Raw genomic sequence first — 11,553 nt, 5'->3', positions numbered from 1 at the left:
TCTCGATACCAAAAGGGAAGGGCGCAAAAGCAGGGTGGAGGCGGTCAGGCCGCGCTCGCCCCACCGATCCATGTGCCGACCGGATGCAGGTCGCGGGTGAGCACGACCCAGTCGGCGGTGCGACCGACCTGCAACGTGCCGCGCTCCTGCGACAGCCGCAGGAACGCCGCCGGATAGGTCGCCGCCATCGCTGCCGCGATCTCGGGCGCGACGCCGAGCCGGTCGACGGTGTTGCGGACCGCGCCCGCCATGTCGAGATCGGAGCCCGCCAGCGTGCCGTCGACACCGACACAGCGGCCATTCTCGACATGGATCTCGCGGCCCTGCAGCACGAATGACTTCTCGGCCGCGCCGACGCATGGCATCGCGTCGGATACCAGCATGAACCGGTCGTGCGGGCGTGCGCGCAACGCGATCCGCAGCACCGCGTCGTCGACATGGAAGCCGTCGACGATGATCCCGCAATACACCGTCTGGTCGTCGAGCACCGCGCCGACCACGCCCGGGGCGCGGTGGACCAACGGCGACATCGCGTTGAACAGATGCGTCACGCCGGTGATCCCGGCGGCCATCCCGGCGCTCGCAGTGGCGTGATCCGCATCGCTATGGCCGATGCTGATGAGCACGCCGGCGGCGGTCAGCGTCGCGATCTGTGCCGCGGTCACGCGCTCGGGGGCGAGCGTCACCATGACCCGGCCGAGACGGGGGCGGGTCAGCAGCGCGAGCAGGTCGTCGTCGAGGTCCTGGAAGCGCGTTGGGTCGTGGATGCCCTTGCGTGCCGGGCTGATCACCGGGCCCTCGATATGGATACCCAGGACGCCAGGAACGCCCGCGAGGATCGCTGCGTCGACCGCGTCGAGCGCGAGCGCGATCACGTCGGGCGTGTCGCTGATCAGCGTCGGCAGGAACGCGGTGGTGCCGAACGGCCGGTGCGCCGCGCCGATCGCGGCGATGCCCTCGACCGTGGGCGTGTCGTTGAACAGCACGCCGCCGCCGCCGTTGACCTGCGTATCGACGAAGCCGGGCATCAGCCAGCCGCCATCGAGATCGATTGCGTGATCCACAGCCTGATCAGAGGTTGCGTCGCCGATCTGCGCAATTCGACCGTCCTCGACGACGATCGTCGCGCCGTTCAGGACGCCCGCGGGGGTGACCACATGGCCATTCGAAAACCGGAAGATCGTCATAACGTGCGCGTCACCTTGCTGAGATGCGACGGTGCGTCGGGGTTGAACCCGCGCGCGAGCGAGAGGGCGTTGACCATGCGATAGAAGCTCTGGATCATGAGGATCGGCTCGATCGCCGGGTGTGCTTTCAACGCGGGCAGGACGCCGTCGTCGCTGCTGCCGTCGAGCCCGGCATCGGCGAGCAACACGCCTGCGCCACGCTCGGCGAACTCGCGCGCCGCATCGCGCACGCCGTCGCCGGCCGCGTCGGAGGTCGCGAGCGCGAGCAACGGGAAGCCGTCCTCGACCAGTTGCATCGGGCCGTGGCGCACTTCCGCCGAGCTGAACGATTCGGCGTGCAGCGCGCAGGTTTCCTTCATCTTCAGCGCCGCCTCGTTGGCGATGCCGAAGCCCATGCCGCGCGCGATCACGAACAAATTGGTCGCGGTGCGCAGCGGAGCGACGGCGGCCGACCAGTCGAGCGCCCAGGCGCGTGCGAGGTCGGCGGGGAGGGCTGCGACCGCGCTACGCAATGCGTCTTCGTCGGCCCATTCGGCGGTCAGCGCGGCGAAGGCGGCGAGCGAGCAGATGTAGGATTTGGTCGCCGCGACCGACTTTTCCGGTCCGGCACATAGCGGGATCAGCGTGTCGGCGGTTTCGGCGAGCGGCGAAGTCTCGTCGTTCACGAATGCGACGACATGCGCGCCGGCGGCTTTCTGCGCAGCGACCGCGGCGAGCAGGTCGGGGCTGCGACCGCTCTGCGATACCGCGATGCACAGCGTGTTCCGCGCACCGAGCGGTGCGTCGTAGATCGACACGACCGACGGCGCCGCGGCGGCGACCGGAATGCCGGTCTTCGTCCAGATCAGATACTTGCCGTACACCGCCGAGTGATCCGACGAGCCGCGCGCGCAGGTCACGACGACCGCGGGCGGGGCGCTACGAAGACGCGCACCGAGCGCCGCGAACGCCGCGGCGTTGGTCGCGAGCATCCGTGCGACGGCCTCGGACGATTCCGCAGCCTCGCGGAACATCAGCGTCGCGGTTTCCGCGATGGGAGGCGGTGTTAGCGGAGGCGGGGTGGCGTCGTGCATGGCGGCTCGCTTCGATTGGCGTTCGGCGAGGAGCGAGAGGCCCCCCGACCCAGACCGGTTTGAGTAAGTTATGGATTGGTATTATTCAAGCGCCGGATGTCCGGCCACCATGTTCGCCAGTCGCTCTACCGCGTCGCGGTTCGTCGCTGCGCGTCCCGGCGAGGCGAAGCCGAAGCGTAGTTCGGCTGGATCGGCGGCGGTCGTCATGGGCGCGCGACACGAGGCGTGGACTTCGCGGACACCGGTCGCGAGGATCGCAGGCAACGTCTCCGGCGAGACCCCGCTTCCCGCGAGCACGATGATCCGACCGGCGGCTTGTCGGTGCAATGCCGTCAGCATCTCAACGCCATCGACCGCCTTCGGGGCGCCGCCCGAGGTCAGGATCCGGTCGAAGCCGAGCGTGACGGCGGACTCGAGCGCTTCGGGCATTTCGCGACACAGATCGAACGCACGGTGCAGCGTCAGCGAGAGTGGGCGTCCGCGAGCATCGCCCAGCGATCGGGCATGGGCGACCCAAGCGGCGAGGGCGGGCACGTCGAGCCGGTGGTCGGCATCGAGCGCGCCGATGACGATCCCCGCCAATCCGGCTTCCGCCGCGGTGCGAATGTCGTCGGCGATCAGCGCCTGCTCGCGCGGCGTATAGACGAAGCCGCCTTCACGTGGCCGGGCCAGGAGGTGGACGGGTACACCGGACACCTCCGATGACGCCGCCGCTGCCCGGATCAGCGACGCGGGCGGTGTAAGCCCACCGACGCCGAGCGCCGCGCACAGTTCGATGCGGTCCGCGCCGCCGGCGATCGCCGCGTCGATACCGTGCAGATCCTCGACGCAGACTTCGAGCATCGTTCGCGCGCCGCGCACCATGTCTTCCGCGACGGTCACGCCTGGAACAGCGACCGCGCCTTCAGCACCGTCGTCTTGCCGCGCGCGTCGGTGACCGCATAGGTAAAGCCCGGCAACAGGCAGAACGCGCCGACATTGCCCTTCGTGTCGAGCGCGAGGAAGCCAACCTGGACACCGCGGATCGCATCGCCGCGCAGCTTGGCGATATGGCGGACGACCTCTTCGCACGCCTGTTGCGGCGTCGACCCGCCGCGCATCGACGCGACGACGCGCGCCGAGCCTGCGACGCGAGTCACTTCTTCGCCAAGCCCGGTCGAAGTGGCACCACCGACGCCTGCCTCGACGTACAGGCCCGACCCGACCTGCGGCGAATCGCCGACCCGGCCGCGCATCTTGAACGCCATGCCGGAGGTCGTGCAGGCGCCCGCCATCCGCCCGTCGGCCGTGCGTGCGAGCAGGCCGATCGTGTCATGGTCGAGCGCGCCGCCGGGTGTGCGGGTGATACGGTTCTCGCTATTGGCTTCGGGTTGGTATTTCGCGGTCTTCAGCCAGTCGCGCCATGCCTTTTCCGATTCCGGGGTCAGCAGCGACTGTTGCGGAAACCCCTGGTCTCGCGCGAACCGTGTCGCGCCTTCGCCGACGAGGAAGGTATGCGGCGTCCGCTCCATGACGCGACGCGCGACGGAGATCGCATGCACCGTGTTCTCCAGCGCGGCGACGGCACCGACCCCGCCGACATCGTCCATGATGACCGCGTCGAGCGTGACGTGGCCGTCGCGGTCGGGATAGCCGGAATAGCCGACGCTATGATTGGTCGGATCCGCCTCGGGTACCATCGCGCCGGCCTCGACCGCGTCGATCAGCGAGCCGCCCTTGGCGAGTTCCGCGAAGGCCACCGTGTTGGCGGCGGCGCCGAAGTCCCAGGTCGACAGGACCATGGCACCCGTCGCCGGGGCGTCCGTCGCGGCACCCGATCGGGCAGTCGCCCGAGTCGCTACGAATGGTATCATCCCCAGGCCGCCCAAGCCGGCGAGCAACGACCGTCGCGTGTTCTGCATCAGATCCCCCTTGCGTTCTTGTCTGCACGCTATCGCAAGGAGATGGCGACCGCCAGTAGTGACGCCGATTTGCAACATTCCAACGCAAATGTTCTAGACCGGTATTGCTTCGGCATTGACTGGCGACGTGTTTTGACCAAACCAGTACGGGCAACCGGTATAGCGCTATCACGCAACCGGGCTTTTTTAGGGGTAGGTATGAACTTCGGCCATTCTGTTTCGCGGATCGCGCTCGTCGGATCTCTCGTGTTTTCCGCTACCACGGCTTTCGCACAGGACGTGCCCGCGCAGGCCGTGACGCCCGCCCAGGCTGCCGCGAGCACGCCCGCCGAAGCCAAGGTCGAGGCGGATGCCACCACCGCAACCACCGCTGTCGATCGCGACACGCCGAAGGACGACACGATCGTCGTGACGGGATCGCGCATCCAGCGTCCGAACATGACGTCGGCGGCGCCGATCACGTCGGTCACCGCGCAGGACATCCGCGCGCAGGCTGCGGTCAACGTCGAGGACGTGCTGAACCGCCTGCCGCAGATCGCGCCGGACAGCCAGCAGACCTATAACGACTCCGACGGTCGCCAGCGCATCAAGCTGCGCAGCCTCGGGTTCGAGCGCACGCTGGTCCTGATCGACGGCAAGCGCCTCGGCACGCAGAACGGCCAGGACGTCGGCATCATCCCGCCGTCGCTGCTCGAGCGGGTCGACGTGCTGACCGGCGGCGCCTCGTCGGTCTACGGGTCGGACGCGGTCGCGGGCGTCGTCAACTTCGTCCTGAAGAAGGATTTCGAAGGCATCCAGCTCGACGGCAACTATAATTTCTACAACCACAACAACAAGGACACGGTCGTGTCGTCGCTGGCGCGTTCGTCGGGCTTCAGCAGCCCACGCGGCCTGACCAACGATGGCGGTCGTGCCGATGTCACGCTGACCGCGGGCAAGAAGCTGTTCGACGGCGCGCTGCGGATCAACGGCTTCGTCAACTACAAGCATACCGACGAGGTGCTGTTGTCGGCCCGCTCGAACTCGGGCTGCTACCTGACGCAGGCGACGCTGAACGCGCCGCTTTCGTGCGGCCTGACGCCGAGCAGCTCGACCAGCGGGCTCATTTCGCCTTTGGACGCGAAGGGCAATCAGCTCGGGCCACAGTACGTCAATAATCCGAACGGAACGCGGGCCTTCGTGCCTTACGGTCAAGGCGTCGGCAATGCGTCGAACTACTTCAGCAACTACGCATACCAGCGCCCCTCCGAGCGCGTGAACGCAGGCGGCTTCGTCAGCCTGGACATCGCACCCGACGCAGAGCTCTACGCATCGGGCATCTGGTTCCGCGACAAGTCGTACAACAATTATCCGGCAATCGCGGGCGGCAAGGTTCAGGTCAGCTGCAACAACCCGTTCCTTTCGGGCGGTCAGGCCGCCGCGCTTTGCGGCACTAATGCAGGTACGGGGACGTCCGTTCCGATCGACCTCCGCTATCGTCTCGGCGAGGGCAACGACCAGCCCGACGCCTATCTGAACACCGGCGTCCGCCTGACCGGCGGCGTTCGCGGGAAGGTCGGCAGCGCGTGGACCTATGATGTCGGCGGCGTCTACGCCCGCAACCATCAGGATTACTCACCAAGCTTCGTCAACTCGGCCAACCTGCAGAACTCGATCAACGTCGGCGGCACGCGCGCAGCCCCGACCTGCGCCACTACGACGGATGCCGCCTGCGTTCCCTTCGATATCTTCAGCGCCGGCAACACCAACCCCGCGCTGATCGATTATCTGTATGACCAAGGGACGTCGGCAACCACGGGTACGCTGTACGACGTGCAGGCCAACGTCACCGGCGACCTCGGCAAATACGGGATCAAGTCGCCGTTCGCCGAGCAGGGCGTCGCGATCGCGCTGGGCACGGAATATCGCAAGGATACGCTCAAATCGACCGCCGACAGCGTGTATCGAGCAGGTCTGGGCGGCACCGACAGCTACCTGAAGCAGGACGTCTGGGAGGCTAACGTCGAGGTCCAGGCGCCGCTGGTCGAGCACAAGCGCTTCGCCGACCTGTTGCAGGTTAACGGCGGCTACCGCGTGTCGAAGTACAGCAGCAACCCGAGCACGTTCAACACCTGGAAGGTCGAGGGCATCTACGCCCCCGTCAGCGACCTGACGTTCCGCGCTTCGTTCAACAAGGCGCAGCGCGCACCGACGGTGACCGAAATCCGTCAGGCGACCAACGTCGATTTCGCGTCGGGCGGCGCAGGCACGTTCAACGATTTCTGCGCACCGACGGTCGTCCGGAACGCCGACGGTACTGCCGTCAAAAATGCGAATGGTACGATCCAATACGGTGCACCAACCGCTTCGCGTGATGTCTGTCGGGCAACCGGCCTGTCCGATGCGCTCTACGGCAGCCAGACTCTGCTGTGCAGCAACGGCACCACCCCGAACGGCTCGGCGGCATGCACGGTACGCTCGGGCGGCTACACCGCCGATCCGGAAACCGCCTACACGCAGACCTATGGCCTGATCGTGAAGCCGCGGTTTGTGAAGGGCTTGGTGTTCTCGGTCGATCGCTACCAGATCAAGATCAACGATTCGCTCGGGTATAACGACTACAGCTATTATACCGATGGCTGTCAGCGTTCGAACGGCGACGCGTTCTTCTGCCAGGGCATCGTCCGCAATCCCGGCACCGGTACGCTGTATTCGACGGCCGGGAGCAATCCCACCACCGGCTTCATCCGCCAGGGCACGACGAACTATTACACTTCGATCGCACGCGGTTACGACTTCCAGGCACAGTACACGCTCGACCTCGCCAGCGCCGGCAAGATCGACTGGAACTTCAACGGGTCGCTGACGACGTTCGCGGGCGGCCAGGACTCGCCGGTCCAGCCGGAGCGCAACTGCGCCGGGTATTACGGCAACGGTTGCGGCCAACTGATCCCGAAATGGTCGCACGGCCTGCGCGCGACGTACACCACGCTCGACCGCGGCTTCAGCGCCTCGTTCAACTGGCGCTATGTCGGGTCGCTGACCAACGCGGACAATTCGGGTGATCCGGCGATCGGTGGCACGGACGCGCGCGCGCGGACCAGCTACTACCGGGTTTCGCCGAAGAGCTATTTCGACCTCGCGCTCAACTTCGCGATCGACAAGCAGTTCTCGCTGCGCCTGATCGCCAACAACCTGCTCGACAAGAGCGCGCCGATCGTTCCGGACTCGTACAACGTCGCCCTCGCGCGCACGAACACGATCCCGCAGCGCTACGACTCGCTGGGCCGCAACCTGGCCGTGGGCGCGACCGTCCGGTTCTGATGTTGACCTGACCATGGCTCGTGTCGAGGGACACGCGCTATCGCCCCCGAATGATGATCCTCCGTGCCTCCGGGTGCGGGGGATTTTTCATGTCGGCGATGCTGATGCCCGACCGCCTAGCTGTCGCGGTAGGACCATTGGCTCGCAACCGTTTGCAGGCCATTGAGAAGCGAGCGGATGCGGCGAGGAATCTGGCGGCGTTCAAGTCGAACCGCATGGATCGCGGTCTCCGTGACCCGCCAGTCGCGGAGCAGTTCGACGACGCGTCCGTCACGCAGGTCCTTCAGCCCTACCCACGCTGGCAGCCACGCCAATCCCACCCCCAAGCGCATCAGCGACCAGATTGCCCCGACGTCTTCCACCACCAGCCTGGGCCGCGGCGGGTGGCGGACCGGCGAACCATCGGCAGGGTTCGCGAACTGCCATGCCATCAACCGGCCAGACCCGGGCTCGCGAAAGCCGATCTGCTTGTGGTCGACGAGATCCGCAGGCAATTGCGGCGTTCCCATGAGGTCCACATAGCGTCGCGTCGCGCACAGGATCCACGGGAAGCTGCCGAGCGGTGTCGCGACAAGGCCGGGTTGCCCGGCCAGCGGCCCGCCGTACCGGATGGCGACGTCGATCCCCTCGGCAGCAAGATCGAGCGTGCCGTCGTCGATCTTCAACTCCAATTCGATATCGGGATTGGCGCGGAGGAGCGCGGGGACCTGAGCGGCAAGCCGTGCGCGAATCAATGGCGCCGGCGCGCTCAGTCGCACGCGCCCGCCCGAACCGGTTGCGGCGGCATGGTCGAGCGTCGCCTCGAGCCGCTCTGCTTCGCGCAGCAGATCGCGAGTCCCGTCGAGCAGGCGCTCTCCCTCCGGTGTCAGCGAGAGCGCGTGCGTGCTGCGATGGAGCAGCCGGACCCCGTGCATCTGTTCGAACCGCGACACGGCCTTGGATAGAGCGGAGGTGGTCGTTCCGGCACGCCTCGCTGCCTCTGCGAACGATCCGGCTTCGACCACCCGCGCAAAATGCAGCAGGTTGATGAGGCGCTGGAAGTTGGGCGGTGTGGACACGAAGGCAACTCCATGATGCGCCGTCAGTGGCTACAGAAGGCGAGGCAGTTGCGCGATATCCTCCTGATCAACAAGGAGGACGGGTGTGCAGACGAACCTGGAGTTGGACGAAAAGGTCCTGAACGATGCCGCGCAGGCGATTGGCGACGGTCCGGTCGTCATGGTGAACCTGCTCAGCTACCGCGACACGCCGAATTATCCCGCCAACTTCACCGCCGCAAAGTCGGACTCCCGCAGCGGCTATCACGAGGGGTATGTGGGCGGCTTCCGTCGAGCTTGCGCGGAACTCGGGATCACCCCCGAACTGCTTTATGCGGGCGTACGCGTCGCCACCCTTCTGGGAGGGCAGGGCGATAATTGGGACGAGGTCGCTATCGTCCGATACGCGCGCTTTGCCGATCTTCGCCGGCTCCTGACGAGCGACATCTATATCAGGGAGGCCAAGCCTCATCGCCTTGCCGTGTTGGCCGACTGGCGCTTCATCGCGACGCGGGGGCGCTGACGTGACCTTCAATCCATCGCGTTCCGGCATCGTGCAGACGTCGCGGCACCGGACTGCCTTCCTCGAAGCCGGACCGGTTGATGGACCGCTCATGATCTTTGCGCATGGCTGGCCCGAACTCGGGATCATCTGGGAACACCAACTCAAGCATTTCGCCGCGATGGGCTGGCGTTGCGTCGCTCCCGACATGCGTGGTTATGGTGGCGCGTCGGTGCCGACGCGAACCTGCGACTATGCCGTGCGGGAAATCACGCGCGACTTGGTCGAACTGCACGACGCGCTTGGTGGGGCTCCCGCGATATGGGTGGGGCATGATTGGGGTTGCGCGCCCATATGGTCGATCGCCGCCCACCATCCCGAGCGGTGCCGCGGGGTAGTGGCCCTCTGCGTGCCGTACTTCGCGCGTGGCAACACGGCCGAGACCATGATCGCGACCGTCGACCGTCGGCTTTATCCGATCGACCGCTATCCGGCAGGGCAGTTCGACTATTGGCTGTATCATCGAGAGCATGCCGGTCCCGCTGCCGATGCCCTGGAAGCCGACGTGCGCGCGACGATCGCAGCCTCATTCCGGCGCACGTCGCCGGAGGTCGTCGGCCAGCCGTCGAAGTTCTCCGACCTGCGCTCACGGGGTGGCTTCTTCGGCCCGGGGCGACGCGCACCGTTGGTGGCACGGGACGAAACGATGATGAGCGACGCGATGTTCGAGGCGTTCGTCGTCGCCTTCGAACGATCGGGCTTCCATGGCGCGAATGCCTGGTACCTCAACGATGCCGACAACGCGGCCTTCGCACGCGAGGCACCAGGGTTCGGCCGGATCGACCTGCCGGCGCTCTTCGTCCACGCCGCCTGGGACACGGTGTGCGACACGGTCCATAGCGACCTGGCCGAACCGATGCGGGAGGACTGTACGGCGCTGACGGAGATCGTCGTGGAGGCCGGCCACATGCTGATGTTGGAGAACCCGGACGCGGTCACCGGTGCGATCGAAGATTGGCTTGACGACGCTTTGATGAAGAAAGAATGCGGACTGGCGCATTCGTCGGGCTAGGCGAGTTTGGCCCTGCCGGCGTTTGCGAATACGGTGGATATGCCAGTCAGCGTGTCCTGTACGGGCCCCCTTTCGGGCAAGCGCTGACGCAGTCATGATGGTTTCGGTGAGGCCTATTTCTTCTCCAGCAGAAGGCAGGCCGTAAAACCGACCGCAGGCTTGTCTCGCGGTCGCTTGCCCAGCGTCGATCAAGGCGGCCCGATCAGGCTGTCGAGCGAGACCGGCGTAAAATCGTGACCGTCGACGCCAACGTCGAACTGGCGTGGCACCGGTTTCAACCTTCCGTGACTGTGTCCGTGAAGGTTCAGCGCGCCGCGATGCTGCCCATTCCAGCTCCGAAACGGATAATGGCACAAGACGAGTTTGCGGCCGCGCAGCTCGATTTCGGCATAGTCACCCACGCTTGCCCAGCCGTCCGCGGCGAGGGTGGCATCCGGATCGTTGTTGCCGCGCAGCAAGTGCTTGATGCCGTTCAGTCGGGACAGCAGTTCGGCTACATCCGTCGGGCGACGTGCCATGTCTCCCAGGTGCCACACAACGTCGTCCGGGCTGACAACGGCGTTCCAGCGCTCGACCAGCGCCCCGTCCATCTCGGCCGTGTTGGCGAACGGTCGTCGTGAGATGTTGATGGTGCGATGATCGCCAAAATGCGTGTCGGCTGTAAAGAATACGCTCATGCGCGCTGCAACGTCCGTCTGCGTGTCATCGTTGAGCAACGAGCGCCGACCTCAAAGGTTCGGCCCAGTCGTGAGGCAACGCCTTACATTGAGTAGAACACGACCTATCTCGCGGCAGCGCATGACATCCGAACGACCCTTGATCTTGGCGATAGGCGACAGTCTAGTCGCCGGTTACGGCCTGGTGGCTGCCGATAGTTTTCCGGCACAACTGCAGGCGTCTCTCCGCAAGACGATCCCCGCAGCGCGCGTCGTGAATGCCGGGGTATCGGGTGATACCACGGCTGACGTCCTGAGGCGCTTGCCCCGCCTGTTGTCCGGGCTAGACCAGCGACCGGTACTCGCCATCGTTCAAGTGGGGCCGAACGATGTTTTGCAACAGGTTCCTGCGGCGCGTACCAGGGCGCAGCTCGAGCAGATCCTGCTCAGCTTGAGCAGCTGTGACATTCCCGTATTGCTGACGACCGTCGATCCCCCGGCGTTCATCCGCGACAGGGCTGCGGCGTATCTGGGTATCCACGCGAAGCTGGCTGCTGAACACGGTGCGACCGTCTGGCCCTTCTTTCCACCCGACGTGTTGGGTCACGCGAACATGGTACTGGTGGATCGCGTACATCCGAACGCGAAGGCGATTGCAGCCGTGGTCGCGGCAATGCTGCCTACTGTCGAGCGGATGCTGTAACGCTGAACCCCAAGTGCATCACGCGCTGGTCAGTCCGAAATGGTGCCGGTTGCAGGAATCGAACCCGCGACATCCAGTTTACAAAACTGGCGCTCTACCAACTGAGCTAAACCGGCCCG

General features: G+C 65.8%; 10 protein-coding genes and 1 tRNA gene. 4 read left to right on the top strand and 7 right to left on the bottom strand.

What is annotated here, in order from left to right; genetic code table 11:
- Window positions 1-44: 44 nt before the first annotated feature.
- From nagA to AC1ME3_RS00855, 4 genes are all read right to left on the bottom strand, one after another.
- Entirely contained in the window at window positions 45-1,187 is a 1,143-nt protein-coding gene (nagA, locus tag AC1ME3_RS00870) for an N-acetylglucosamine-6-phosphate deacetylase (protein WP_480954451.1), read from the bottom strand.
- Window positions 1,184-2,260: an SIS domain-containing protein gene (locus AC1ME3_RS00865; RefSeq protein ID WP_480954450.1), complete on the bottom strand. Its 1,077-nt coding sequence runs from the start codon at window positions 2,258-2,260 to the stop codon at window positions 1,184-1,186. Before AC1ME3_RS00865 ends, nagA begins: the two co-directional genes overlap by 4 nt.
- An 81-nt stretch (window positions 2,261-2,341) precedes the next feature.
- Window positions 2,342-3,142: a copper homeostasis protein CutC gene (locus tag AC1ME3_RS00860; RefSeq protein WP_480954449.1), complete on the bottom strand. Its 801-nt coding sequence runs from the start codon at window positions 3,140-3,142 to the stop codon at window positions 2,342-2,344.
- A complete protein-coding gene (locus AC1ME3_RS00855) occupies window positions 3,139-4,161 on the bottom strand; it encodes a glycosylasparaginase (RefSeq protein ID WP_480954448.1) in 1,023 nt (340 codons plus the stop codon). Before AC1ME3_RS00855 ends, AC1ME3_RS00860 begins: the two co-directional genes overlap by 4 nt.
- Window positions 4,162-4,407: 246 nt before the next feature.
- Between AC1ME3_RS00855 and AC1ME3_RS00850 the strand changes: the two genes are divergently transcribed.
- Window positions 4,408-7,464 carry a TonB-dependent receptor domain-containing protein gene (locus AC1ME3_RS00850; RefSeq protein ID WP_480954447.1) on the top strand — a complete coding sequence of 1,019 codons (3,057 nt, stop codon included), beginning with the start codon at window positions 4,408-4,410 and terminating at the stop codon, window positions 7,462-7,464.
- 116 nt (window positions 7,465-7,580) lie between these two features.
- Here AC1ME3_RS00850 and AC1ME3_RS00845 read toward each other — a convergent pair whose 3' ends face one another.
- Window positions 7,581-8,522 carry a LysR family transcriptional regulator gene (locus tag AC1ME3_RS00845; protein ID WP_480954446.1) on the bottom strand — a complete coding sequence of 314 codons (942 nt, stop codon included), beginning with the start codon at window positions 8,520-8,522 and terminating at the stop codon, window positions 7,581-7,583.
- 85 nt (window positions 8,523-8,607) lie between these two features.
- Here AC1ME3_RS00845 and AC1ME3_RS00840 point away from each other — a divergent pair, with 85 nt between their 5' ends.
- Both AC1ME3_RS00840 and AC1ME3_RS00835 read left to right on the top strand, forming a co-directional pair.
- Entirely contained in the window at window positions 8,608-9,024 is a 417-nt protein-coding gene (locus tag AC1ME3_RS00840) for a hypothetical protein (RefSeq protein WP_480954445.1), read from the top strand.
- A 1-nt stretch (window position 9,025) separates the two neighbouring features.
- Window positions 9,026-10,075, top strand: coding sequence for an alpha/beta fold hydrolase (locus AC1ME3_RS00835; RefSeq protein ID WP_480954444.1), 1,050 nt, complete (start codon window positions 9,026-9,028; stop codon window positions 10,073-10,075).
- Between the two features lie 188 nt (window positions 10,076-10,263).
- Here AC1ME3_RS00835 and AC1ME3_RS00830 read toward each other — a convergent pair whose 3' ends face one another.
- Window positions 10,264-10,752 carry a metallophosphoesterase family protein gene (locus AC1ME3_RS00830; protein ID WP_480954443.1) on the bottom strand — a complete coding sequence of 163 codons (489 nt, stop codon included), beginning with the start codon at window positions 10,750-10,752 and terminating at the stop codon, window positions 10,264-10,266.
- Window positions 10,753-10,897: 145 nt separating this feature from the next.
- Between AC1ME3_RS00830 and AC1ME3_RS00825 the strand changes: the two genes are divergently transcribed.
- Entirely contained in the window at window positions 10,898-11,434 is a 537-nt protein-coding gene (locus tag AC1ME3_RS00825) for a GDSL-type esterase/lipase family protein (protein WP_480954442.1), read from the top strand.
- A 40-nt stretch (window positions 11,435-11,474) separates the two neighbouring features.
- Here the strand turns inward: AC1ME3_RS00825 and AC1ME3_RS00820 are convergent.
- A tRNA-Thr gene (locus AC1ME3_RS00820) sits at window positions 11,475-11,550 on the bottom strand.
- Window positions 11,551-11,553 lie beyond the last annotated feature (3 nt).

This window comes from Sphingomonas sp. BL2 (assembly GCF_056680015.1).
The sequence above is the reverse complement of the archived record's forward strand: the minus strand, read 5'-3'. Positions and strand labels throughout refer to the sequence as shown.